General features: G+C 61.6%; 22 protein-coding genes. 6 read left to right on the forward strand and 16 right to left on the reverse strand.

Annotated features, from left to right (window positions below):
- Nucleotides 1-1,532, forward strand: a 1,532-nt coding sequence (locus tag IB266_RS03230) for a carbon starvation CstA family protein (protein WP_192260134.1), incomplete at its 5' end; no start/stop codon positions are given.
- 15 nt (nt 1,533-1,547) lie between these two features.
- Nucleotides 1,548-1,745: a YbdD/YjiX family protein gene (locus IB266_RS03235; RefSeq protein ID WP_003182142.1), complete on the forward strand. Its 198-nt coding sequence runs from the start codon at nt 1,548-1,550 to the stop codon at nt 1,743-1,745.
- A gap of 310 nt (nt 1,746-2,055) precedes the next feature.
- On the opposite strand, the gene IB266_RS03240 is transcribed toward IB266_RS03235, so the two are convergent.
- Nucleotides 2,056-3,852 (reverse strand): methyl-accepting chemotaxis protein, encoded by a 1,797-nt coding sequence (locus tag IB266_RS03240; protein WP_060742187.1) that lies wholly within the window; start codon nt 3,850-3,852, stop codon nt 2,056-2,058.
- A 318-nt stretch (nt 3,853-4,170) separates the two neighbouring features.
- On the opposite strand from IB266_RS03240, the gene IB266_RS03245 reads away from it, so the two are divergent.
- Nucleotides 4,171-6,258, forward strand: a complete 2,088-nt coding sequence (locus IB266_RS03245; protein WP_412548285.1) for a TonB-dependent siderophore receptor — start codon at nt 4,171-4,173, stop codon at nt 6,256-6,258.
- Between the two features lie 70 nt (nt 6,259-6,328).
- Here the strand turns inward: IB266_RS03245 and IB266_RS03250 are convergent, their stop codons facing one another.
- The 8 genes from IB266_RS03250 to ribBA all read right to left on the reverse strand — a co-directional run bounded on the left by IB266_RS03250 (nt 6,329) and on the right by ribBA (nt 14,553).
- Nucleotides 6,329-7,324, reverse strand: a complete 996-nt coding sequence (locus IB266_RS03250) for an acyltransferase (RefSeq protein ID WP_318646569.1) — start codon at nt 7,322-7,324, stop codon at nt 6,329-6,331.
- 244 nt (nt 7,325-7,568) lie between these two features.
- Complete coding sequence (locus IB266_RS03255) at nt 7,569-8,612, reverse strand: LLM class flavin-dependent oxidoreductase (protein WP_060742189.1); 1,044 nt, start codon at nt 8,610-8,612, stop codon at nt 7,569-7,571.
- A 30-nt stretch (nt 8,613-8,642) separates the two neighbouring features.
- Nucleotides 8,643-9,128: a flavin reductase family protein gene (locus IB266_RS03260; protein ID WP_192260512.1), complete on the reverse strand. Its 486-nt coding sequence runs from the start codon at nt 9,126-9,128 to the stop codon at nt 8,643-8,645.
- A 44-nt stretch (nt 9,129-9,172) separates the two neighbouring features.
- Nucleotides 9,173-10,324 carry an ABC transporter ATP-binding protein gene (locus IB266_RS03265; RefSeq protein WP_027913031.1) on the reverse strand — a complete coding sequence of 384 codons (1,152 nt, stop codon included), beginning with the start codon at nt 10,322-10,324 and terminating at the stop codon, nt 9,173-9,175.
- Between the two features lie 17 nt (nt 10,325-10,341).
- Nucleotides 10,342-11,151, reverse strand: a complete 810-nt coding sequence (locus tag IB266_RS03270) for an ABC transporter permease (RefSeq protein WP_003201669.1) — start codon at nt 11,149-11,151, stop codon at nt 10,342-10,344.
- A 6-nt stretch (nt 11,152-11,157) separates the two neighbouring features.
- Nucleotides 11,158-12,099 carry an ABC transporter permease gene (locus IB266_RS03275; RefSeq protein WP_412548282.1) on the reverse strand — a complete coding sequence of 314 codons (942 nt, stop codon included), beginning with the start codon at nt 12,097-12,099 and terminating at the stop codon, nt 11,158-11,160.
- A complete protein-coding gene (locus IB266_RS03280; protein ID WP_060742191.1) occupies nt 12,084-13,109 on the reverse strand; it encodes an ABC transporter substrate-binding protein in 1,026 nt (341 codons plus the stop codon). The genes IB266_RS03275 and IB266_RS03280 overlap by 16 nt, the downstream gene beginning before the upstream one ends.
- A gap of 334 nt (nt 13,110-13,443) precedes the next feature.
- Nucleotides 13,444-14,553, reverse strand: a complete 1,110-nt coding sequence (ribBA, locus tag IB266_RS03285) for a bifunctional 3,4-dihydroxy-2-butanone-4-phosphate synthase/GTP cyclohydrolase II (protein WP_192260142.1) — start codon at nt 14,551-14,553, stop codon at nt 13,444-13,446.
- An 82-nt stretch (nt 14,554-14,635) separates the two neighbouring features.
- Here ribBA and IB266_RS03290 point away from each other — a divergent pair, with 82 nt between their 5' ends.
- On the forward strand, nt 14,636-14,938 hold the full coding sequence (locus IB266_RS03290; protein WP_060742193.1) for a DUF1330 domain-containing protein: 303 nt from the start codon (nt 14,636-14,638) through the stop codon (nt 14,936-14,938).
- On the opposite strand, the gene IB266_RS03295 is transcribed toward IB266_RS03290, so the two are convergent.
- The 7 genes from IB266_RS03295 to IB266_RS03325 form a co-directional block, all read right to left on the reverse strand.
- A complete protein-coding gene (locus IB266_RS03295; protein WP_192260144.1) occupies nt 14,928-15,491 on the reverse strand; it encodes an NUDIX hydrolase in 564 nt (187 codons plus the stop codon). The genes IB266_RS03290 and IB266_RS03295 overlap by 11 nt on opposite strands.
- Nucleotides 15,492-15,493: 2 nt before the next feature.
- Nucleotides 15,494-16,246, reverse strand: coding sequence for a GntR family transcriptional regulator (locus IB266_RS03300; RefSeq protein WP_103309674.1), 753 nt, complete (start codon nt 16,244-16,246; stop codon nt 15,494-15,496).
- Between the two features lie 60 nt (nt 16,247-16,306).
- Entirely contained in the window at nt 16,307-16,711 is a 405-nt protein-coding gene (locus IB266_RS03305) for a carboxymuconolactone decarboxylase family protein (protein ID WP_060742195.1), read from the reverse strand.
- A 132-nt stretch (nt 16,712-16,843) separates the two neighbouring features.
- Nucleotides 16,844-17,329 carry a flavin reductase family protein gene (locus IB266_RS03310; RefSeq protein WP_060742196.1) on the reverse strand — a complete coding sequence of 162 codons (486 nt, stop codon included), beginning with the start codon at nt 17,327-17,329 and terminating at the stop codon, nt 16,844-16,846.
- Nucleotides 17,330-17,341: 12 nt separating this feature from the next.
- The gene (locus IB266_RS03315; protein WP_192260146.1) at nt 17,342-18,823 is read right to left on the reverse strand and encodes an aldehyde dehydrogenase; all 1,482 of its coding nucleotides are present in this window, start codon (nt 18,821-18,823) and stop codon (nt 17,342-17,344) included.
- Nucleotides 18,820-19,653 (reverse strand): alpha/beta fold hydrolase, encoded by an 834-nt coding sequence (locus tag IB266_RS03320; RefSeq protein ID WP_060742198.1) that lies wholly within the window; start codon nt 19,651-19,653, stop codon nt 18,820-18,822. Before IB266_RS03320 ends, IB266_RS03315 begins: the two co-directional genes overlap by 4 nt.
- Nucleotides 19,654-19,698: 45 nt before the next feature.
- On the reverse strand, nt 19,699-20,289 hold the full coding sequence (locus IB266_RS03325) for an amino acid synthesis family protein (protein ID WP_192260148.1): 591 nt from the start codon (nt 20,287-20,289) through the stop codon (nt 19,699-19,701).
- Between the two features lie 204 nt (nt 20,290-20,493).
- Here IB266_RS03325 and IB266_RS03330 point away from each other — a divergent pair, with 204 nt between their 5' ends.
- Nucleotides 20,494-21,981, forward strand: a complete 1,488-nt coding sequence (locus IB266_RS03330; RefSeq protein WP_192260150.1) for a hypothetical protein — start codon at nt 20,494-20,496, stop codon at nt 21,979-21,981.
- A gap of 503 nt (nt 21,982-22,484) precedes the next feature.
- The gene (locus IB266_RS03335) at nt 22,485-23,894 is read left to right on the forward strand and encodes a circularly permuted type 2 ATP-grasp protein (protein ID WP_003201697.1); all 1,410 of its coding nucleotides are present in this window, start codon (nt 22,485-22,487) and stop codon (nt 23,892-23,894) included.
- Nucleotides 23,895-23,896: the final 2 nt, after the last annotated feature.

Below are 23,896 nucleotides of genomic sequence, written 5' to 3' on the forward strand. Positions count from 1 at the left end.
CGGTGCTGGCGCTGATCGTGGTCAAGGCCCTGGCCGAGAGCCCGTGGGGGATCTTCACGGTGATGGCGACCATCCCGATCGCGATGTTCATGGGCATTTACATGCGCTACATCCGCCCGGGCCGCATCGGTGAAATCTCGATCATCGGCGTGCTGTTGCTGCTGGGGTCGATCTGGCTGGGCGGGCAAATCGCGGCCGACCCGGTCTGGGCCAAGGCCTTTACCTTCACCGGGATCCAGATCACCTGGATGCTGATCGGCTACGGTTTCGTCGCGGCGGTGCTGCCGGTGTGGCTGATCCTGGCCCCGCGGGACTACCTGTCGACCTTCCTCAAGATCGGCACCATCGTCGCCCTGGCGATCGGCATCCTGGTCACCATGCCCGAGCTGAAAATGCCGGCGCTGACCCAGTTCACCGACGGCACCGGGCCGGTGTGGAAGGGCGGGCTGTTCCCGTTCCTGTTCATCACCATCGCCTGCGGCGCGGTCTCGGGCTTCCATGCGCTGATCTCCTCGGGCACCACGCCCAAGCTTTTGGATAACGAAACCAACGCCCGCTACATCGGTTACGGCGGCATGCTGATGGAGTCCTTCGTGGCGATCATGGCCATGGTGGCCGCTTCGGTGATCGAGCCGGGCGTGTACTTCGCCATGAACAGCCCGGCGGCCATCGTCGGCGGTGACGTGGTGGCCGTGGCGCAGACCGTCAGTAGTTGGGGTTTTGCCATCACGCCCGAGGCGCTGCAAGCGGTGGCCAAGGACATCGGTGAGACCACCGTGCTGGCCCGTGCCGGCGGTGCGCCGACCCTGGCGGTGGGGATCGCGCAGATCCTGCACTCGGTGCTGCCGGGTGAAAACACCATGGCGTTCTGGTACCACTTCGCGATCCTGTTCGAAGCGCTGTTCATCCTCACGGCCGTGGACGCCGGCACCCGTGCCGGGCGGTTCATGCTCCAGGACCTGCTGGGCTCGTTCGTGCCTGCGCTCAAGCGTACCGAATCCTGGACCGCCAACCTGATCGCCACCGCAGGCTGCGTGGCGCTGTGGGGTTACCTGCTGTACCAGGGCGTGATCGATCCGCTGGGCGGCATCAACACCTTGTGGCCGCTGTTCGGCATCTCCAACCAGATGCTGGCCGGTATCGCCCTGATGCTCGCCACTGTGGTGCTGATCAAGATGAAGCGCCAGCGCTACGTCTGGGTGACCATGCTGCCGGCGGTCTGGCTGTTGATCTGCACTACCACGGCGGGCCTGATCAAGCTGTTCGACGCCAACCCGGCGATCGGCTTCCTGGCCCTGGCGCGCAAATACAACGATGCCCTGGCGGCCGGCCAGGTCCTGGCCCCTGCCAAGAGCATCGAGCAGATGCAGCACGTGGTGTTCAACGCCTACACCAACGCCACGCTGACGGTGTTGTTCCTGTTCGTGGTCTTCAGCATCCTGTTCTACGCGCTCAAGGTCGGCATCGCCGCCTGGGGCACCAAGGAACGCACGGACAAAGAAGCGCCATTCCAGGCCGTGCCGGACGCTTGATAGAGGATTGCAACGATGTTCAATGACTTGAGTCGCCTCGGTAAATACCTCGGTCAGGCCGCCCGCCTGATGGTCGGCATGCCCGACTACGACAACTACGTCGAGCACATGCAAACCAAGCACCCGGACAAACCGATGATGGACTACGAGGCGTTCTTTCGCGAACGCCAGGAGGCCCGTTACGGTGGCAAGGGTGGGCCCAAGTGCTGTTGAATTGAGCTAAACCCAACCCCCTGTGGGAGCGGGCTTGCTCGCGAAGGCGTCGGGTCAGTCGCCATTGATGTGGCTGACACACCGCTTTCGCGAGCAAGCCCGCTCCCACAGTTGTTTTTGGGGTGGTCTCAGGATTTGCTTACGCCACAGATCCCCTTGTGGCGAGGGAGCTTGCTCCCGCTGGCGTGCGAAGCAGGCCCCGACGGTTCTTCAGGCCGACCGTATCAGCCGGTTTTGCGACTGCTGCGCAGCCGAGCGGGAGCAAGCTCCCTCGCCACAGGGTAGTTGTCTGGCTTGATTCCGCTGTTGATCACTCCGCCAACAACACCGCCGCATCGAAGCCCACCCGCAAGTTGCCCCAATGGCGGCCGCCGAAGAAGAACGGTACGTCGATCTCGGTCATGATTTCCCCGGTATCGCGCAGGTAGGTCTGCAGCAGGAAGCGCTGGACGTTGCCCGCCGCTCGCAGGCCGATCGGGTCGTTGAAGATTCGCTTGTTGCGGCACACCGGCAAATCCACCGCCCGGTCGCCGGTTGGCGGTTTGGAGACCCAGCTGTTGTTCACCGGGCAGTAGCCCTTGCTGTCGACAATGAACGAAACCTTGCCCCCCGGCGTGCTGCGGGTGAGTTTGTCGCATTCTTCCTGGCAGACCTGGGCAAAGCGTTCGGTGTAGCTGGCCATGTACTGTTTGGGATCGGTACCGGGAATCAGTTGGTAATTCTGATCGAACAGGTTCAGGCCTTCGCGTTGCAGCGTTTCCAGGCGGACCTGGAGCGTGTCGCGGCACTCGCTGGCGCGGGTAATGGCGGCGTCCAGCTTGCCGTGGCCGAGCACGAACCGGCCCAGCAGTGCCTGGACCTTTTCGGCCACGCCGGAGAGGTCGCGGGTGGCCGTTGCCGAATGCTGCATGCGCTGGTCGATCAACTGGCTGTCGGCATGAATCTGGGTCACCCGGTCGTTGATCCCGGTGTTGCTGTCGGCGAACTGCTGGATATGGGTCGCGATGTCCGCCAGCTTGCCGTTGGTGGATTCGAAATCGACGATCATGCTTTCGAAATGGCCGGAGGCGCGCTCCACCACTTTCTGGGTTTCCCGGGCGCTGTGGCTGATCTGCGTGGTCTGCTCGTGAGTGGAGCTGACTTCCTCGAGCATGGCGTCGATGTTGCGCGAGATATCGTCGGTGGCCCGGCTGACATTCTGCGCCAAGGTGCGCACTTCATCGGCCACCACCGCGAAGCCACGGCCACTTTCGCCGGCCCGGGCGGCTTCGATGGCGGCATTGAGGGCCAGCAGGTTGGTCTGGGCAGAGATCTGCTGGATCAACCCGACAATCGACTTGATGCTCGAGGAACGTTGGTTCAAGGCGCTCACCAAGGTGGCAAATTCACCGAGGTTGCTGGAAATCTCACTGATGTTGCCGGTTACTTCCAGTAGCTCGGCGTAGGAGTCGCGGGCCATGCTCAGGTTCTGGGCGGTGGTGCTGGAGATGCCCTGGGTCTGGCGCGAGACTTCTTCGATGCGGCCCACGGCGGTGTTGCTCTGGTCCATCACTTCCTTGGCGAAGCGGGCCTGGTGGGTGGCACTGTCACTGGAGTCGCTGATGTTCTTCAGCGAGCGGGCCGACTCGACGGCGATGTGCACAGTCAGCGCCTGGACATTGCTGATGATCTCCCGCTGCTTGGCCAGGAATCGGTTGCAGGTGCCAGCCAACACGCGGATCTCGTCGTGGGTCACCAGCGGCAGGTCCTTGGACAGGTCGCCTTCGCCGTTGGCGATCTCTTCCAGGGCCTTGGTCATGGCGGTGACGGGGCGCACGATGAGGTGGCGGAAATACCAGACCATGAAACTGATCATGCCCAGCGTCAGGACCGCGCCGAAGAGCAGGGCATGGGTAAGACTGTCGAGCCGGCCTTCGATCTGCCCCAGCAATGCACCGTCCAACTGTGCGTTGCGCAACAGCAGCAGGATCTCGGCGCGGGCGCTGACGGCCACCCAGTACAACAAGCCACTGACCAGCACCAACAGGAAAAGACTCGAGAGTTTTTTGGTGAGGGTATCGAAAAACTGCATTTCGATAGACTCGTACAAGTCCTTCAACGTCTGCATGCCGCTGCTCCTGGGCAAAAAAATCTCTTAATGGAATACATTCGACCGCGAGCGCCAAAGCTTTAGGGCGGTGAGGCGATTTGATATCACCCTGTGGGGGCGGGTTTGCTCGCGAAGGCGTGGTGTCAGGTTAATCCAATATCACTGACACACCGCTTTCGCGTGCAAGCCCGCTCCCACAGGGGGTTGGGGTGATCATCACTTGATACAAAAGATTTACTGGGAATGATTCTCAAAGTATATTTGCTCTCATTAACGTCCCTTCCATGAGTGCGCGTCTTGAATCGTTCCACCCCCCTCGCAAATCGCAACGTCTTCATCAAGTGTGTGTTGCCAACTCTGTCCTGCTGCTTCATTGCAAGCCCGTTGTGGGCGCAGGACGCTGTCGAACTGCCGGCCACGGATATCCAGGGCAGTCGTGTCACTCAGGACGAGGGCTATACGACGTCGCAAGCCAGCACGGCGAGCAAGAGCGATGTACCGATCAAGGAAGAGGCGCAGTCGATCAACGTGGTGACCCAGCAGACCCTGGCGGACTACCAGGTGCGCTCGCTGAACGACGCGATGAAGTTCGTCAGCGGCGTCAGCCAGGGCAATACCCTGGGCGGCTCGAGGGACTCGTTGGTCAAACGCGGGTTTGGCACCAACGACGACGGCTCGATCCTGCGCGACGGCGTGCGTTCGAACCTGGGCCACAACTTCAGCGCCACCACCGACCGCGTCGAAGTGCTCAAGGGCCCGGCCTCGATGCTGTATGGCGCGCTGGAGCCCGGCGGCCTGATCAACGTCATCAGCAAGAAACCGGAATACACCCAAAGCACCACGCTGAGCGGCTCGGCCTACAGCGAAGGCGGCGGCACCATGGCCCTGGACACCACCGGGCCGCTGGGCGATACCGGCCTGGCTTATCGCCTGATTGCCGAGCGCGGTCATGAGGACTACTGGCGCAACTATGGGGTCAATGAGAGCACGCTGGTGGCGCCGTCCCTGGCTTGGACGGGTGAGCGGGCCTCGTTGAACCTGAGTTATGAGTACAACGAATACTCCAATCCGTTTGACCGGGGCACGGTGTTCACCAACGGGCATCCGGCTGACATCGATTACGACAAGCGTCTTGATGAGCCTTGGGCCAAGAGCGTGGGGATTCGCGAAACGGCGACGGCGCGGTTCGAGTATGAGTTGAGCGACGCGTGGAAAACGCGGGTTACCTATGGTTGGAACAATGATCGGTACAGTCTTTCGATTGCGCAGCCGAGTCTGTCGAAAACCGCTGTTTTTCAGCGAGCCGCCAATGGCGCTCATTACGACGACGAAACTCGTTATGCCAGTTGGGATTTCATCGGTAAGCAGGAGTTGTTCGGCCAGCGCCATGACCTGTTGGTTGGCGTCGATAATCAAGTGTCCGATCAGTTTCGTGGCAAGACCTACCGTGGAAAGGCTCAGGCTGGTTTCGATATCACATCGCCGGTTTATGGCGGTCTGGCTGAGCCCAGCGTGATCAGCCCAACTCAAAGCGATCTGCGCAACCAGTTGAATTCCAGTTCTGTCTATTTGAAGGACAACTGGCATCTCGACGATCGCTGGATTTTGGTATTGGGGGGGCGTTATCAGCATTACGATCAATACAGCGACCAGGGACTTGGTAGTGACTACGAGGTCAATCGCGATGACAACGGTGACGCCTTCGTACCCTTCCTCGGCCTGGTCTACAAAGCCACCGACACCCTGTCGCTGTACGGAAATTACAGCCGGTCGTTCAAACCAAATGACACAGTAGACGACGCCGGCAATACCTTCGATCCGGAAGAGGGCCGCAGTTATGAAATCGGCGCCAAGTACGATCCTTTGCCGGGTTTGAATATCAACCTTGCGCTGTTCGACATCGTAAAGAAGAACGTCGTAACTTCCACCACTGTCAACGCTGTGACTCTGTCGGAAGCCGCCGGCAAAGTCGGCTCCCAAGGCCTGGAGCTGGATATTACCGGGCGTCTGGCCGACCGCTGGGACCTGATCGGTACCTACGCCTACACCCATACGGAGATTCTCGACGATCCGGATGACGAAGGTCACCGTCTCGCCGATGCTCCGAAACACACCGCCAGCCTCTACCTGACCCACCACCTGAACGTCCCCGCCGAATTTGGCGCCTGGCACGCCGGTGCTGGCGCGCGCTACGTCGGCGAACGCGCCGCCAATAACGCCAACGATTTCTGGCTGAGCAGCTACACCGTCGCCGACGCTTTCCTGCGTTGGGAAGCGCCGGTGATGGGGCACAAGACCTCGTTGCAGTTGAACGTGGACAATCTGTTCGACAAGCAGTACTACCCGTCCTCCACCGGCAGCGAGTTGCAGGTCAACGTCGGCGAGCCGCGTACCGCCAAGCTGAGCGCCAGCGTGACATTCTGATTTTGCTGCGCTGAAACACAAAATGCCCGGGACCTGCGTCCCGGGCATTTTTTTGTACGGCGGCCAGAGGCTAAGTCGCCGTGCTGCCAACGGGAGCCGTGGCACCGTACTTAATGCCTGCCCTGAGGGCATGACGAAGCTTCAGCGCCGGTCGCTCGACCCCATAGTACGAAACGCCACTCAACGCGAACGACAGCACCAGCACGGCCGTGATGATCAGGGCGCTGTACTCCACCGGCCAGAACGCCCGCAACACATACATCACCACAAAATGGTTGAGGAACACGCCATAGCTGATGTTGCCCAGGAACTCATCGAGCCGGTGATGCTTCATTCTGCCGAGCAGAAACACCGCAGGCAGGCCCAGGGCGATGCCCAGGGTCACCTCGGCGTTGAACGGCCGACGGGGAATGATCCCCACGACAATAGCCAGGAACATCAAGGCGGCAACGAACAGGGTGATGGACACGATCCACAGCCCTTTGGCCTGGGCCCGATACAGGTAGCTGCCGCAGAGGAAAATGAACAGCACGCCCGGCAGCAGGCGGTAGCCGTAGATGTCCGTATCGAGGTAGCCCAGGGAAGCGACCATGAACACCGTCACGGACACGGCAAAGGCGACACCCCGTGTCTTGTAGAGGATCAGGAACGGGATCAGCAGGTAAAAGCACATTTCCAGTCCCAGGGACCAACCGGGTGGCAGGATCTCGGGCACGGTGATGCCGAACATGTAGAAACCCAACGGCACGATCGGCAGGCTGGTGGCGATGTTTTCCAGGGTCAGGGCGGCTGCCTGGGGCGTTCCAGGCAAGAGGAAATGGATCACCGCGCAGGACATGACGAAATACACCAGGAACTGCGGGTACAGCCTCAACAGTCGATCGATGTAGAACAGGCCGATCTGGCCCGGGGTGTTGTAGGTCCTCTCGATCAGCGAGGTCATCACGAAGCCGCTGATGATCAAAAAGGACACCACGGCAACGACGCCGGGGTTCAAACCCATGAACGTCACACCCATATGAGAAACTGCCACCAACATGGCCAGCAGCAACCGATAAACCCCCACGCGCATCATCCTTAATCAGAGTTGATCCTTTTGCGCGGTACGTTATGCGGCTTTGCGAGCCGTTAATAGTGGTTTGCGGGGCAGCGGCGAGGTAGTGGGGGCAATTGTCACATTTGACACATATGTTTCAGGTGAACGAAAGCCTTGCGGGAGCGAGCTTGCTCGCGATTGGGCCAATACATGCCCAATCTTTTTGACAAACACACCGCCATCGCGAGCAAGCTTGCGATGGCGGTACAACGGATCACCGAAAAGCCGGCACCACCTGTTGGATAAACAGCTCCAGGGATTTTTTCTTCTCGGTATGGGGCAAACTGTTGTCGCACCAGAAGCTGAATTCGTCCACGCCCAGTTCCTGGTAGTACTTGATCCGCTCGATGATTTCCTGCGGTGTACCAATCATGGTGTTCTTGCGGATGTTCTCCAATTGGAACTCCGGACGCTCGGCGAATTTCTCTTCCGGGCTTGGCGCCAGGAAGCCGTTGACCGGCACCTGCTTGTTGCCGAACCAGGCATCGAAAGTGCGATAGAACTTCGAGATGGCCTGGGCGCCGACTTTCCAGCCTTCGGGATCGTCCACCGCATGGACATGGGTGTGCCGCAGCACCATCAGTTGCGGGCGTGGCACGTCGGGGTTGTTGTCCAGGGCGGCCTGGAACTTGTTCTTCAGGTCCAGGACTTCCTCATCGCCTTTCATCAGCGGCGTGACCATCACGTTGCAGCCGTTGGCGACGGCGAAGTTGTGGGAGTCCGGGTCGCGGGCGGCGATCCACATCGGCGGGTGAGGCTTGCGGATTGGCTTGGGCACGCAGGTGGAGGTGGGGAATTTCCAGATCTCGCCATCATGGGCGTAGTCGCCTTGCCATAGGGCGCGCACCACCGGGACCATTTCCCGCAGGGCCTGGCCGCCGGAGGAGGCTGGCATGCCGCCGGCCATGCGGTCGAACTCCACCTGGTAGGCGCCCCGGGCCAGGCCGACTTCCATGCGACCGTTGCTGATCACGTCCAGCAGCGCGCATTCACCGGCGACCCGCAGCGGGTGCCAGAACGGCGCGATGATGGTGCCGGCGCCCAGGTGGATGGTGGTGGTCTTGCCGGCCAGGTACGCCAGCAGCGGCATCGGGCTTGGCGAGATGGTGTATTCCATGGCGTGGTGTTCGCCGATCCACACGGTGCTGAAGCCGCCGGCCTCGGCCAACAGGGTCAACTCGCTCAGGTCTTCGAACAACTGGCGATGGCTGACGCTTTCGTCCCAGCGCTCCATGTGTACGAACAGGGAAAATTTCATGGCGCTTTCTCTTTATTGTTGACGATCGGTTCAGGCGAGGACGGGCAGGGCGCCCATCTTGCCGTGGCAATAAACCAGCGGCCCCGGTGTGTGCTGCGCAACGATCAGGTTCTTCACGGCGCCGACCATGATGGCGTGGTCGCCGCCTTCGTATTCGCGCCACAGTTCGCACTCGATGATGGCGGTGGCGTTGCTCAGCAGCGGGTTACCCCGTTCGCTCAAAGTCCATGCGATGCCCTGGGCCTTGTCCTTGCCTTTGCGGGCAAAGGCGTAGGCTTCGTTCTGCTGGCCGCCGGAGAGGAGGTGGATGGCGAAGCGCTTGTTCTTGATCAGCACAGGATAGGAGTCGGAGCTGTAGTTGGGGCAGAACAGCACCAGGGCCGGGTCCATCGACAGGGAGCTGAAGGCACTGGCGGTGAGGCCGACTACCTGGCCGTCGTCATCGAGGGTGGTGATCACCGTCACGCCGGACGGGAACGAGCCCATGACTTGTTTGTAGACGCTGGCATCGATCATCGGACGATCCTCGGGTTTTATCGGTTGTGGGCGCGCAATGTTCATCAATGAGCTCCCGCGGCCTTGTTCAGGTCGCTCTCGGCCCATTGGGTGTAGACACAGGCGTCGGCGGTGGCCCAACGCACGCGCACCGGGTCGCCGGCCTTGAGCGGCATGCCGGCGGCGGACAGCGCCTTGACGGTCATGGCCGTGCCGCCGGACGTCACCACGCTGCAAGTCTGGCTTTCACCGAGGAACAGCACTTCGACGACCTTGGCCGACACCTCATTCCAACCGGCCGCCAAGGGTTCCTGGGCCGCTTGCTCGACGCTCAGGGCGAGGGCTTTTTCCGGGCGCACCATCAGCAGCACGTCCTGGTCCGTTTGCAGGCCGGCAGTCAGGCGGATCGACAGCGACTGGCCTTCGAAGGTCGCCACTGCGTTGCCCTGGGCCTTGAGCTTGAGGAAATTGGAGTTGCCCAGGAACGAGGCGACGAAAGCGTTCGGTGGATTCTGGTAGAGGTCGTAGCCGCTGCCCAGACCGACGATCTTGCCGTGGCTGAAAATCGCGATGCGCTGGGACAGGCGCATGGCCTCTTCCTGGTCATGGGTGACGTAGACGATGGTGATGCCCAGGCGCCGATGCAATTGGCGCAGTTCATCCTGCAAGTCTTCACGGAGCTTTTTATCCAGGGCTCCAAGGGGTTCGTCCATCAGCAGGATGCGTGGCTCATAGACCAGTGCCCGGGCAATCGCCACGCGCTGCTGCTGACCGCCGGACAGTTGCGAAGGGCGACGATGGGCGAACTCTCCCAGTTGCACCAGCTTGAGCATGGCGTCGACCCGGCGTTCGCGCTCGGCGCCGGCCAGTTTGCGGATCGCCAGGGGGAAGGCAATGTTGTCGCGCACCGACAGGTGCGGGAACAGTGAGTAGCGCTGGAACACCATGCCGATGTCGCGTTTGTGCGGCGGTACGTTGACCAGGGATTTGCCGCCCACCAGGATCTCGCCGCTGCTGGGGGTTTCGAACCCGGCCAGCATCGACAGCGTGGTGCTCTTGCCCGAGCCGCTGGAACCGAGGAAGGTCAGGAATTCGCCGTCTTGGATCTCCAGGGAAATATCGTCCACGGCGGCAAAGTCGCCGTAGTGTTTGTTCAGGTTGCGCAGGCTGACCAGGGTCTTGTTGTTCTGTTGTGCGGGGTCTTTGACGGCACTCATCGTGTTCTCCTAGGCGCTCAGGCGCTGATTTCATTGCGCCGGCGCAAGGCGGCGGCGATCACCATCACCAAGACCGAGAGGCCGATCAGCAGCGTCGAAGCGACGGCGATCACAGGCGTCAGGTCCTGGCGCAGGGTGGTCCACATCTTGACGGGCAAGGTTTGCAGGGTCGGGCTGGCCATCATCACGCTCAGCACCACCTCGTCCCACGACACCAGGAACGCGAACAGGGCACCGGCGACCATGCCCGGGCGAATGGCCGGGAAGGTCACCTTGAACACCGCTTGCAGGCGTGAGGCGCCGCAGATCACCGCAGCGTCCTCGATGGATTGGTCGAACAGCTTGAGCGAGTTGATGATCGAGATGATGGTGAACGGCAGCGCGACGATGACGTGGCTGACCACGAACGCGAACATCGTCCCGGTGTAGCCGAGCTTGAGGAACAGCGCATACACCGCCACGGCGATGATCACCAGCGGCACGATCATCGGCAGGGTGAACAGGCCATAGAGCATTTCCCGGCCCGGGAAGCGCCCGCGCACCAGGGCAAACGCTGTCGGCAGGCCCAGTGCCACGGCGCAGACGGTGGTCAGCACCGCGACCTTGAGGCTGGTCAGTGCCGCGTTCATCCAGTCAGGGTTGGAAAAGAACTGGCCGTACCATTTGAGTGTCCAGCCCGGCGGCGGGAAGACCAGCCATTGGGACGAACCGAACGACAGCAGCACGATGAACACGATGGGCAACAGCAGGAACAGTGCGATCAGGCCGGTGGTGAAATACAGGCCGAACCGCATGCGCCGGCTCATGGCATTGGGAGTCAGGAGCATGGCGGCTTACCTCGCGTTGCTGGCGCCCACCGGGGATTCCGGCTGGAGCTTCAGGTAGAAGTAGAACAGCACCAGGGTGATCGCCACCAACAAGGCGGCGCCGGCACTGGCCAGGCCCCAGTTGAGGAACGATTGCACCTGCTGGATGATGAATTCCGGCAGCATCATGTTCTGCGCACCGCCCAGCAGTGCCGGGGTCACGTAGTAACCGAGGGACATCACGAACACCATCAGCCCGCCGGAGAACAGCCCCGGCCGGCACAGCGGCAGGAATACCCGGAAGAAGTTGGTCCAGGGACTGGCGCCGCAGATGGAGCCGGCCTGCAGGATCATCGGGTCGATGGCCTGCATGGTCGCCTGCAACGGCAGGACGATGAACGGGATCATGATGTAGCTCATGCCGATCACCACGCCGGTGAGGTTGTGCACCATCTCCAGCGGCTGGTCGATGATGCCCAGTGCCATCAACGCCTTGTTCACCACCCCGGAGGCTTGCAGTAGCACCAGCCAGGAGTAGGTGCGGGCCAGCAGGCTGGTCCACATCGACAGCAGCACGATGTTCAGCATCCAGCGCCCCCAGCCACGGGGCACCAGGGTGATGGCCCAGGCCAGGGGAAAACCCAGCAGAAGGCTGAACAGTGTGACCAGCCCGGCCACCGAAAAGGTGTTGAACAGCACTCGGGCATAGGCCGAGTTGGCGAACAATTGCTCGTAGTTGCCCAACCCGGGCACCGGCTCCAGCACGCCGCGCAGCAGCAGGCCGATCAACGGCGCCAGGAAGAACAGGCCAAGAAACAGCAGGGCAGGGACCAGGTTACCGGCCCCGCGCCAGCGCTGTGCCAGCGACGGGGTGTGCGTCGCCGCCTTGGCCTGTACCGCACTGGCAGCGCCAATGGCGCTCCCGGTGCGAGGGGAGGTCGTTGCCGACATTTTCATTTGACCAGCCATTCGTTCCACCGTGTCGCGATGTCCTGACCGTTCTTGGCCCAATACGCGAAATCAAGCGTGATCTGGTCCTTGGCGTAGGCGGTCGGCAAGTTGGGGGCGAGCACCGAATCCAGGCGTGCAACGCTGTCGACGTTGACCGGGGCGTAGGCGGTCAGGTTGGAAAAGTCGGCCTGGCCCTTGGCGCTGCTGGCGTTGGCCAGGAACTTCATGGCGGCGGCCTTGTTTTTCGAACCCTTCGGGATGACCAGGATGTCGGCCATGACCAGGTTCTGCTTCCAGCTTACGCCGACCGGAGCGCCGTCTTGTTGCAAGGCATAGATCCGGCCGTTCCAGAACTGCCCGATGCTGGCTTCGCCGGACGCGAGCAACTGTTGGGACTGAGCGCCGCCGCCCCACCAGACGATGTCTTTCTTGATGGTGTCGAGTTTCTTGAAGGCGCGGTCCAGGTCCAGCGGATAGAGCTTGTCTGCCGCGACGCCGTCGGCCAGCAACGCCAGCTCCAGCACGCCTGGGCTTGGCCATTTGTACAGGGCGCGTTTGCCGGGATAGGTCTTGGTGTCGAACAGCGCGGACCAGTCCGTCGGCTTGCCGGCGCCGAGCTTGCCTTCGTTGTAACCGAGGACGAAAGAGAAGTAGAACGAGCCGACGCCATGGTCAGAGACGAAGCGCGGGTCGATCTTGTCGCGCTGCACCACTGAGAAATCGAGGGGTTCGAGCAGGCCTTCGGCCGCGGCACGCAGAGCGAAGTCCGCCTCGACGTCGACCACATCCCACTGCACGTTGCCGCTTTCGACCATGGCCTTGAGCTTGCCGTAGTCGGTGGGGCCGTCCTGGACCACGGTGATGCCGCTGGCCTTGCTGAACGGGTCGGCCCAAGCCTGCTTCTGCGCGTCCTGGGTGCTGCCGCCCCAACTGACGAAGTTGACGCTTTCAGCGGCCATCGTCGCCTGGCTGGTGACACTCAGCAGGCCGGCAAAAAGAATTGCGGCTGCACTTTTCTTCAACACCATTTTCACGCCCTCATTGTTGTGTTTATTGAGTGGGCTTCTGTTTGCCCACTTGTCGGGAGCATTGGTCCAACTGGCCTTGCGGACGACCGCGCCAAGGGTTGGCTGGAGCGTTCGGTCTATGGAATATCATATTATGGTATTCCAAGCTTTCTGCAAGCATTTTGCCGTACCGGCTATCTGTCCGAGGGCAGATTTTTCCTTGTCATTGCTGGGGCGAACCCTATGGGTGCGAGCTCGCCCGCGATAGCGGTGTGTCAGTCAACATTCAGGTTGGCAGGTCCATTGCTATCGCGAGCAAGCTCGCTCCCACAGGGGATTTGGGTGGGCCTCAGGCTTATCCGGTGAAGGGAATGCTCTCCACCACTTCCAAGTCATATCCCGTCAGCCCCGCGTACTTGAGTGGTGGTCCCAAGTGCCGCAATTTGCCGACGCCCAGGTCCTGGAGAATCTGCGCGCCGGTGCCCACTTCAGAATAGATGCGCGACTGGGAGCGGCTGAATTGTCGTGGCGGCTGGGTCAGTTGTGGTACGCGCTCGAGCAGCGCCTGGGAGGATTCGTGGTTGGCCAGCACGACCACCACGCCGCGACCTTCCTCGGCCACCCGCTGCAAGGCCGCCCACAACGTCCAATTGGACGGGCCGTTGTATTCGGCACCCACCAGGTCCCGCAACGGATCGATCACATGCACCCGCACCAGGGTCGGTTCTTCCCGGCGAATGTCGCCCATCACCATCGCCATGTGCACGCCGCCTTCGATGCGATCTTCGAAGGTGAACAGGCGGAAGGTGCCGTGTACCGTGGGCAGTTCCCGTTCGCCGATACGCACCACGGTGTGCTCGGTACTCAGGCGATAGTGGATCAGGTCGGCGATGGTGCCGATCTTGATCCCGTGCTTGCGGGCGAAAATCTCCAGGTCCGGTCGGCGGGCCATGGTGCCGTCATCGTTCATCACTTCGACGATCACCGACGCGGGCGTGAAACCTGCCAGGCGCGCCAGGTCGCAACCGGCTTCGGTGTGCCCGGCACGGGTCAGGACACCGCCTTCCTTGGCCCGCAGCGGGAAGATATGCCCCGGCTGCACAATGTCGTTGGGCCCCGCATCGATGGCCACGGCGGCGGCGACGGTGCGAGCCCGGTCGGCGGCGGAAATACCGGTGGTCACGCCAGTGGCGGCCTCGATGGAAACCGTGAACGCGGTGCTGAACACGCTGCCATTGCTCGGCACCATCTGCTCAAGCCCCAGGCGCTGGCAGTGCTCGTCAGTCAACGTCAGACAGATCAACCCACGGGCTTCGCGGGCCATGAAGCTGATCGTTTGGGCGTCGCAGCAGTCGGCGGCCAGCAGCAGGTCGCCTTCGTTTTCCCGATCTTCGTCATCCACCAGCAATACCATCTTGCCCAGGCGGTAGTCTTCGATGATTTCCTGAATGCTGTTAAAGGCCATGACGGGCTCTCTGTGTTTTGATGAAGGCTTGCTGGAGATCTATTATGGTATACCATAATACAAAATAAACCGAGAGGTCACTATGAAGGCGTACTGGATTGCTCACGTGGATGTCACCGACCCCGATCAATACAGCCAATACACCCAGCGGGCACCGGCGGCCTTCGCGTTATATGGCGGACGAATGCTGGCCAGGGGCGGGCGCAGCGAAGCGATGGAAGGCCGGGCCACGCCGCAGCGCAGCGTGGTGATCGAGTTCGACTCTTACGAACAGGCGCTGGCCTGCTATCACTCGGCGCAGTATCAGGCGGCCAGGCATCATCGCGAGGGCGTGGCCCGGGCCGAGGTGATCATTGTCGAGGGCGTGGCGCCCGTCAGCGGATGAAGTGAATCTTGCCGCTGTCGTCGTTGCCGATGTAGATGCCATAGACCCCGGCCTGGCGTTCCTCGATATAACGTTCGAGGATCTGCCGGATGGCCGGGTAGTAGATGCTGTCCCAAGGAATGTCCTCGGGGGCGAAGAACTGGCAGGCGAGGGTTTCCGGGCCGAACTGACCGGTGATCTCCACCGCGGTGGCGCGGAAGATGATGTACACCTCGCTGATCTTCGGCACGCTGAAGATCGAGTAGGGCGAGACGATTTCAGCGCGTACGCCGGTTTCTTCCCAGACTTCGCGCAGCGCCGCCTGTTCGGTGGTTTCACCGCCTTCCATGAAGCCGGCCGGCAGAGTCCAGGTGCCCGGGCGTGGCGGGATGGCGCGCTGGCACAGCAGGTACTTGCCGTCCTGCTCGATGATGCAGCCGGCAATGATCTTCGGGTTGACGTAGTGGATGTAGCCGCAACCGCCACACATCAGTCGCTCATGGGTATCGCCCGCTGGCAGGCGGTGATCGAGGTCACTGCCGCCGCACTTTGGACAAAAGCTCGGGCTGAACATGGCTAGCGACCTATGCGCGGTTCTTTGAGGGCGATGGGCGGGATGATCTCGGGGATTTCACCGGTCTCTTCCTGTTTGCGCTTGAGGTACTCCAGGGCGACCTTGGCCGCGGCGCGCACGTGATCGACGCAGGCCTGGTGGGCCGCCAGGGGATCGCCGCTCTTGATCGCCTCGACCATGCGCTCCATCTCCTGGTTGCTGTCGCCGCGACGGTTTTCCTGGGACACCGAGGTCGCCCGCAAATAGCTGATGCGTGCCTGCAACTGGCGCAGCTGGGTGGCGGCGACATGGTTGCCGGAGCCTTCGAGCAGCACGTCGTAGAAGCCTTGTACCGAATCGATGACTTGTTGCAGTTCGCCTTCCTTGAGGGCCTTGCGGTTCTCCGCGAGGGCTTTTTCCAGGGCCTTGATGTCCTTGGCCTTGGCGCGCAGGGTGAACAGCTGGACGATCAGGCCTTCGAGCACGCAACGCAGCTCATAGATATCGACGGCGTCGGCCAAAGTGATAATGGCGACCCGCGGCCCCTTGGCATCGGCAAACTCCACCAGGCCTTCGGATTCCAGGTGGCGCAGCGCTTCGCGTACCGACGTGCGGCTCACACCCAGGCGATCGCACAGATCGCGTTCGACCAGGCGATCGCCCGGCAGAAGCTGGAAGTTCATGATGGCGCTTCGCAGTTTATCCAGCACGATCTCGCGCAGGGTAACGGGGTTGCGATTGACCTTGAAGCTGTCGTCGAGTGGCAGGCGTTTCATGGGGTCCGCTCTGTAATATGGCTGTCCATGCCAAACGGGCAACATCCGTGCACGTTCAGATCAAACAGCCGAGGGTTGACTGGGGGCCTCGGCATCGGCTTCGGCGAAGGCTTCACGGGCAAGCCGGAAGCTGTCCACGGCAGCGGGGACGCCGCAATAGATACCGACCTGAAGCAGAATTTCGCGTATTTGCTCACGACTCAGGCCGTTACGCAAGGCGCCGCGCACATGCAGCTTGAGTTCATGCGGGCGATTGAGCGCCGAGATCATTGCCAGGTTGATCATGCTGCGTTCCTTGAGCGACAAGCCCTCGCGACTCCAGACGTGGCCCCAGCAATACTCGGTGACCATTTCCTGCAGTGGCCGGGTGAAATCGTCGGCGTTCTCGATGGAACGGTTGACGTAGTCCTGGCCCAGCACCTGGGTGCGGATCTTCAGGCCTTGTTCGTATTTTTCATTGCTCATGGGGGCTCCCTGAAAAGTTGATGGACCTGTGGGAGCGAGCTTGCTCGCGATGGCGGCAGCACCTCCAACATGACTGTGACTGACACACCGCTATCGCGAGCAAGCTCGCTCCCACAGGAGAGGGTATGGCCATCAGGCCAGCGTGGGCAGCGGGCCCAGCTTGCCTTTGTGGTAGATCATCGGCGTCACCGGCTGCTCGGGCAGGATCAGGTTTTTCACCGCGCCAACGATGATCGCGTGGTCGCCGCCGTCGTATTCGCGCCACAGTTCGCACTCGATGATCGCCGTGGCTTTGCTCAGCAACGGATTGCCCCGTTCGCTCAGGTGCCAATCGATGCCCTTGGCCTTGTCCTTGCCTTTACCGGCAAAGGCATAGGCTTCGGCGGTCTGGTCGGCGGATAGCAGGTGGATCGCGAACTGTTTGCTGTCGCGCAGGACCGGGTAGGTGTCGGAGCCGTAGTTGGGGCAGAACAGCACCAGCGCCGGGTCGATCGACAGCGCGCTGAACGCACTGGCGGTGATGCCGACGATATTGCCGTCCGGGTCCAAGGTGGTGACCACCGTGACGCCGGATGGGAAGGAGCTCATGACTTCTTTGTAGATGCCGGGTTCGATCATTTCTCAGGACTCCTAGCGCATCACGAACGGATCAGGCATGGGCGCCTGGGACAGGTTGATCCACACCGTTTTCAGTTCGGTATAGGCCAGCACCGAGTCGATACCGCTCTCGCGTCCATAGCCGCTGTTCTTGAAGCCACCGATGGGTGCCATGGCCGACACCGCACGGTAAGTGTTGACCCAGATGATCCCGGAGCGCACATCCCGGGCCAGTCGATGGGCACGGCCCAGGTCGCGGGTCCAGATGCCGGCGGCGAGGCCGAACTGCGAGTCGTTGGCGATCGCCAGGGCTTCGGCTTCGTCCTTGAATCGAATCACCGAGGCCACTGGGCCGAAGACTTCTTCCTGCATGATCTTCATCGAGTTGCGGTCGCATTCGAACAGGGTCGGTTCATAGAACCAACCGTCGCCCAGGTTCTGTGGACGCTTGCCGCCCAGGCGCAGGCGCGCCCCTTCGGCGATGGCGTCGGCCACCAGGCCTTCGACCACGGCCAGTTGCTGCGCGGTGGCCATGGGGCCCATTTCGCTGGCGTCTTCCTGTGGGTTGCCTATGCGGATGCGTTGGGCCCGTTCGACCAGGCGCGAGACGAATTCGTCATAGATTTCGTTCTGCACCAGCAAGCGCGAACCGGACACGCAGCTTTGGCCGGATGCCGCATAAATCCCGGCAATCGCCCCGTTGATCGCACTGTCCAGGTCGGCGTCGGCAAAGATAATGTTCGGTGACTTGCCACCCAGTTCCAGTGACAGCTTGGCGAAGTTTTCGGCGCTGCTGCGCACCACATGCCGCGCCGTGGCAGCGCCGCCGGTGAAGGCGATCTTGCGCACCAGCGGATGGCGGGTAAGGGCCGCGCCGGTACTGGGGCCGTAACCGGTGACGACGTTGACCACCCCCGGTGGAATGCCGGCTTCCAAGGCGAGACGGGCCAGCTCCAGGACCGTGGCCGAGGCGTGCTCGGACGGTTTGATCACGATGGTGTTGCCAGCCGCCAGCGCCGGGGCAAGCTTGATCGCGGTCAGGTACAGCGGGCTGTTCCAGGGAATGATCGCCGCGACCACGCCCATGGCTTCGTGCACCGTGTAGGCGAACAGGTCCGGCTTGTCCAGGGGCAGGGTGCCGCCTTCGAGCTTGTCGGCCAGGCCTGCGGTGTAATGGAAGAACTCCGGCAGGTAGCCGACCTGGCCGCGGGTTTCGCGAATCAGTTTGCCGTTGTCGCGGCTTTCCAATTGGGCCAATTGTTCCTTGTTCTCGGCGATCAGGTCTCCGAGTCGACGCAGCAACTTGCCCCGTGCGGTGGCCGTCAAGCCGCGCCAGGCCGGGCTGTCGAAAGCGCTCTGTGCCGCCTGGACGGCGCGCTCGACATCGGCCTCGTCGGCGTCGGGCAACTCGGCCCAGGGTTGAGCCAGGGCCGGGTCCAGGCTTTCGAAGGTCTTGCCGGAGAGCGCATCGACCCATTCACCGCCGATGCACATCGAAAAACGTGCGAGTGTCATGCAACGATCCCCTTTATTTGGTTTTGCCGGGCGTTTGCGGTGTCGAGAAACTCCAGCAACAGCTGGTTGACCAGGCGCGGCGATTCTACTGGCATCATATGCCGTTGTTCGGCGAGCACGGCAACGCTGGCGCCGGGAATGCGCTCGGCCAATTGCCGGGCCATTTCCGGTGTCGAGCCAGGGTCCAGTTCGCCGGTGGCGATCAGCGTCGGCACCTGGATATTGCCGAGGTCATCGGCGCGGTACATGTCCTGGGTGGCGAACAATTCATAGGTGGTCAGGTAGCCCTGGGGATCATTCTGCGCCAGGGTCTGGCGCAACGCGGCAATCTGTGCCGGGTTGGCGGCCTGGTATTCACGGCTGAACCAGCGTGACAACGCCGCCTCGGCATTGGCGTCCGGCCCATGCTCGGCGGCCTGGGCGGTGCGGGCGATGACCCCGGCGCGCTGTTCGGCGCTGCGGTTGAACACGCTGTTGAGCACTACCAGGCCTTGCAGGCGCTGCGGGTAATGCAAGGCAAACGCACGGGCCACCAGGCCACCCATGGAAAAGCCGATCACCGTTGCCTGGGGCAGTTGCAAATGGTCGAGCAGCTCCAGCAACTGGTCGGCGTAGCCCAGCAGCGCGGTACCGCTTTGCGGACGGGGGCTGGCGCCATGGCCGAGCATGTCGTAGGCAATCACCCGGTATTGCGTGGCCAGGCCAACGACCTGGCCCCCCCACATTTCTTTGTTCAGGCCCACGCCGTGGATCAAGACCACGGGTTGGCCTTGGCCGGTCGCCAGGTAGCTGGTGCCGGCCGGGGTGAGTTCAGCGGTGAGCCGAATCATGGAGCGCTCCTGCATGCCTTTTTTATTGTGGTTGCCCAGGCTGGATCACTGCGCATTCTCGGCGGCCAGTTCTTCCAGGTCGATGTAGCGGTTGCCGATGCGCGGGTGCAGGCGGCCGCCATCGGCGCAGCCCAGCACCACGACGATTTCGTCGGCGCGCGGGGCGTCTTCAATCTGCATTTCCAGGGTGATGTAGTGCGAACGCAGGCCTTCGTCGTCCTTGTGCATCATCGGGATCTGAATCGAAGTGCCAGGGCCGCCGCGCTTGTTGGTGAAGCTCAGGTAGCTCTTGGCCTTGACCGCTTCACGGTAATGGTTGCCAAAGCGCAGGGTGTGGATCACGGCGGAGGCATGCTCGATTTCACCATCGGCACCGACCACCGCGGCCTTGCCGTAGGCTTGGATCTTCTCGGCGCCACCGATGATGCCCACCAGGCGCTCGACCATCAGTGCGCCGAGGTCGGAGCAGTTGGCGCGGATTTCCGGTTTCAGGTCTTCGACGAAACCGCGACCCAGCCAGGGATTTTTCATCACGACCGCCAGCCCGACCATGGTCACAGGCTTGTCCGCAGCCTTACCGCCTTCGATAAAGGTTTCTTCGACATAGCTGACGATCTTACGAATTTCGAAACTCATGAGCTGCTCCGTTGTGAGGGTAAGAGTGTCTGTGCGTATGATGGTATACCATAATACTAATGGCGCAAATCCCCACGGCGAGTTTGTGTTCGGGAGGCGACCGAAGGCAGCTTGCCCGCGACCCAAGGGGAATTGGTCTACGCTTGGTGCGCGGACACCCGTTTGTTTTCGGATAACCCTGCAACGTGTCCCGGGGGAGGAAGGATGCCCTTCAAAGTCGCCGATATCTCAATCACAGCCTGGTCGTTGATGGGCCAAACTTACGTGATGCTCAAACCCCACGAAGCCCTTATCAAGCGCTTCCTGGGGAGCGATCTGGAGGTTTGCTTTCCGACGACCCAGGCGGCCGTGCAGGCGCTGTCGCAGCCCACTCAAGCCTTTCCCCTCAAGTGGCGGGTGGGGGCCACTCCATTGGTCGAGACCAATCAAAGCATCAACCAGTGTCTGGATGCCCTGGCGCTTTATTTGCGGGACCAGGACAAACGCAAGTACCAGGACATGCTGGACGAGGCGAATGCCACAGGTGGCTCGCTGTTCACCGATGCGCGGAAAAACACACCGGCGCAATTCGTCGGCCAGAAGTGCACTTATTACTACCAGGGCGCGTACATGTCGGGTGATCAGTTCGCTGTCGGCGCCGCGTTGCGCCATGACCTCAGCTCACGACTGATCTTGCTCTACGCGGCCGCTGACGAGGCGGCGGCCAAGCGGTTGGTCAAGTTCTATGGCACTTCCTGTGGGGTAAAGGCCGCTCGGTTGTTGCCGGTGTTGGTCACCGATGCCAAGGCTGCCTGCGAGACGTGTCGCCTGGTGGTCGACGCCAGGATCAATAAAAGTGCGCTGCCACCCTTCACCGACGCGGTACTGGGATTCCTGGCCGGCGTCGCCAACGGCGCAAAACTGTGCCCCGTGGGCGGCGCCACCACCGATGTCGCAGCGTCGGTGCTCAGTGGCGACGGCAAGGGCAGCATCGCCAAGTGGGACAATGTCGATCCCAATACCAATCGCTACTGGGCGTATCGCCTCGACAAGTTCCTGGCGTTCAAAGGGGTGGTCAAGGGCCAGAGCTACGTCATTGTCTGGACCCGCTTCAGCGGCAAGGACGGCGGCGCCCATCCCGAGTTGGACGACAGTTGGACGGGGTTGGGGCAGGTGTGTCACCGGCTGTTGAAAAAAGGTTGTAACGTCATCGTGGTCGGACGCCCGAGGACCAACCGGGACCTCAACGAGAAGCTGACGACCCACCTGGGGCAACTCGACCAAGCTGACGGTCCCGTGTCCCGAGCCAATCTTCAGGTCTGGGGGGAGTATTGGAAGTTGGACAACGGCAACCCCAACCAGAAAATCATCGGGCCGAACCGTGCTGCCGAATATGCCATTTTCCTGCGCATGAAAAGTGCCGAATGGAATTGCAAACTGGTGCACCTGGGCATGCGCAGCGGTGCGATGGATGCCGCGGCTTTGCTGGGCATGCGCACTCGATTCATCGAAAACGCCGGCAATGAACAGATCGCGCGAACGACCAAATGGACCGGAGCGACCAATACCAATCTTCTCTACCAGCGCATCCCGGTGGCCGAACTGCCTACTTGGAGGGCGCGAGGCCGAGAGGAAAACCTGGTGGTCAAGCGAGGTTACCTGCCCACAGACCTGGAGATGATCGTCGCCAGTGTCGAGGGCGCATTGACTTGAGGTGAACGGCCGTGCTGCTTCAAGCTGGGGCGACGGTATGAATCCGTGCATTTTCCTGCAACGTTGCAGTGCGTTCAGGTTTTCACTGCTTGGGGTTGAGTGCGGCGCGTGAAGGGTTAGCCGTGGATGAATGAGTAAAAACTTCCCTCTTGTGGGGCACGGCTGTCTCCTTCCACCCCCTCAAGAGCCTTTCAAGCCCCGTTCGAGAGAAAGGGCGCCCGCATTTATGGTCGTTAATGTCGCCAGATCGAAAAATAATTTCGCCTTTTTGCGGTTTTGCAATACTTCTTCTATCCAGTACGTGACACCGTCACGCTTAGGCACACCCTTTGCTAAGTATTGAAAACCCGGCCTTTCAGGCCAGGACACGCCATCCATGAAGAGCAACAGAGGGCAATTCCAGGACCGTACGCAATCAAGCAGGTTTAAAGCAAGGCAAGGCCGAACCGTCGGAATGACGAAGTGATAAGAAATGCCGTGTAGAACGCGGCTGGGAGTTGGCTATGCCCCACGCTTTTTTTAATGAAATGTATGACGCAAAGGGTGACTGCCGCCCGCATTACCAAGCCTTCTCGCGCTGGCTGGCGGACACCCCGCTTGAACTGCTGGAACAACGCCGCCGCGAAGCCGACCTGCTGTTCCATCGGGCCGGCATCACCTTCACCCTCTACGGGGACGAGCAGGGCACCGAGCGCCTGATCCCCTTCGATATCATTCCCCGCAGCATCAAGGCCAGTGAATGGCAAATGGTCGAGCGTGGCTGCATCCAGCGGGTCCAGGCCCTGAACATGTTCCTGGCCGACATCTACCATGGGCAGCACATCCTCAAGGAAGGGATCATCCCCCCCGAGCAGGTGCTCGCCAACGAGGGCTACCAGATTGCGATGCAGGGCCTGAACCTGCACCGGGGCATCTACGCCCATATCGCCGGTGTCGACCTGGTTCGCGACGGTGACGGCAGCTATTACGTGCTGGAAGACAACTTGCGCACGCCCAGCGGCGTGAGCTACATGCTCGAAGACCGCAAGATGATGATGCGCCTGTTCCCCGAGCTCTTCGCCGCCCAGCGCGTGGCCCCCATCGATCATTACCCGAACCTGTTGCTCGACACCCTCAAGAGCTCAAGCCCCCTGGAAAACCCCACCGCCGTGGTGCTGACGCCGGGACGCTTCAACAGTGCCTATTTCGAACACGCCTTCCTGGCCCGTGAAATGGGCGTGGAGCTGGTGGAGGGGGCCGATCTGTTCGTGCGGGACGACCACGTGTACATGCGCACCACCGCCGGCCCTCGACAGGTGGACGTGATTTACCGTCGCCTTGACGACGCCTACCTCGACCCGCTGTCGTTCAACCCCGATTCGATGCTGGGCGTGCCCGGGCTGATCGCTGTTTACCGTGCGGGCAACGTGGTGCTGGCGAACGCGGTCGGCACAGGCGTGGCCGACGACAAGTCGATCTACCCTTATGTCGACGAGATGATCCGCTTCTACCTCACCGAAGAACCGATCCTGAAGAACGTGCCCACCTGGCAGTGCCGCAAGCCCCAGGACCTGTCCCATGTGCTGGCCAACCTGCCAGATCTGGTGGTCAAGGAAACCCAGGGCTCCGGCGGCTACGGCATGCTGGTCGGGCCGGCCGCCAGCGCGGCGGAGATCGAAGATTTCCGCGCACGCCTCAAGGCCCGTCCCGAAGCCTACATCGCCCAGCCGACCTTGAGCCTGTCCACGTGCCCGACCTTTGTCGAGAGCGGCATCGCGCCGCGCCACATCGACCTGCGTCCGTTCGTGCTGTCGGGCAAGGAAACGCGCCTGGTGCCCGGCGGGCTGACCCGCGTGGCGCTGCGCGAAGGCTCGCTGGTGGTGAACTCGTCCCAGGGCGGCGGCACCAAAGACACTTGGGTAGTGGAGGACTAAGA

The organism is Pseudomonas sp. Pdm06, from assembly GCF_014851795.1.
In the GTDB taxonomy this organism is placed as follows: domain Bacteria; phylum Pseudomonadota; class Gammaproteobacteria; order Pseudomonadales; family Pseudomonadaceae; genus Aquipseudomonas; species Aquipseudomonas fluorescens_AA.

Coding starts and splice junctions, on each gene's coding strand:
- IB266_RS03240 (WP_060742187.1), bottom strand. CDS start 3,852: ATGCAGACGTTGAAGGACTTGTACGAGTCTATCGAAATGCAGTTTTTC.
- ribBA (WP_192260142.1), bottom strand. CDS start 14,553: ATGGCCTTTAACAGCATTCAGGAAATCATCGAAGACTACCGCCTGGGC.
- IB266_RS03255 (WP_060742189.1), bottom strand. CDS start 8,612: ATGAAATTTTCCCTGTTCGTACACATGGAGCGCTGGGACGAAAGCGTC.
- IB266_RS03295 (WP_192260144.1), bottom strand. CDS start 15,491: ATGTTCAGCCCGAGCTTTTGTCCAAAGTGCGGCGGCAGTGACCTCGAT.
- IB266_RS03315 (WP_192260146.1), bottom strand. CDS start 18,823: ATGACACTCGCACGTTTTTCGATGTGCATCGGCGGTGAATGGGTCGAT.
- IB266_RS03330 (WP_192260150.1), top strand. CDS start 20,494: ATGCCCTTCAAAGTCGCCGATATCTCAATCACAGCCTGGTCGTTGATG.
- IB266_RS03235 (WP_003182142.1), top strand. CDS start 1,548: ATGTTCAATGACTTGAGTCGCCTCGGTAAATACCTCGGTCAGGCCGCC.
- IB266_RS03310 (WP_060742196.1), bottom strand. CDS start 17,329: ATGATCGAACCCGGCATCTACAAAGAAGTCATGAGCTCCTTCCCATCC.
- IB266_RS03300 (WP_103309674.1), bottom strand. CDS start 16,246: ATGAAACGCCTGCCACTCGACGACAGCTTCAAGGTCAATCGCAACCCC.
- IB266_RS03275 (WP_412548282.1), bottom strand. CDS start 12,099: ATGGCTGGTCAAATGAAAATGTCGGCAACGACCTCCCCTCGCACCGGG.
- IB266_RS03335 (WP_003201697.1), top strand. CDS start 22,485: ATGCCCCACGCTTTTTTTAATGAAATGTATGACGCAAAGGGTGACTGC.
- IB266_RS03260 (WP_192260512.1), bottom strand. CDS start 9,128: ATGATCGATGCCAGCGTCTACAAACAAGTCATGGGCTCGTTCCCGTCC.
- IB266_RS03305 (WP_060742195.1), bottom strand. CDS start 16,711: ATGAGCAATGAAAAATACGAACAAGGCCTGAAGATCCGCACCCAGGTG.
- IB266_RS03290 (WP_060742193.1), top strand. CDS start 14,636: ATGAAGGCGTACTGGATTGCTCACGTGGATGTCACCGACCCCGATCAA.
- IB266_RS03320 (WP_060742198.1), bottom strand. CDS start 19,653: ATGATTCGGCTCACCGCTGAACTCACCCCGGCCGGCACCAGCTACCTG.
- IB266_RS03280 (WP_060742191.1), bottom strand. CDS start 13,109: ATGGTGTTGAAGAAAAGTGCAGCCGCAATTCTTTTTGCCGGCCTGCTG.
- IB266_RS03325 (WP_192260148.1), bottom strand. CDS start 20,289: ATGAGTTTCGAAATTCGTAAGATCGTCAGCTATGTCGAAGAAACCTTT.
- IB266_RS03265 (WP_027913031.1), bottom strand. CDS start 10,324: ATGAGTGCCGTCAAAGACCCCGCACAACAGAACAACAAGACCCTGGTC.
- IB266_RS03270 (WP_003201669.1), bottom strand. CDS start 11,151: ATGCTCCTGACTCCCAATGCCATGAGCCGGCGCATGCGGTTCGGCCTG.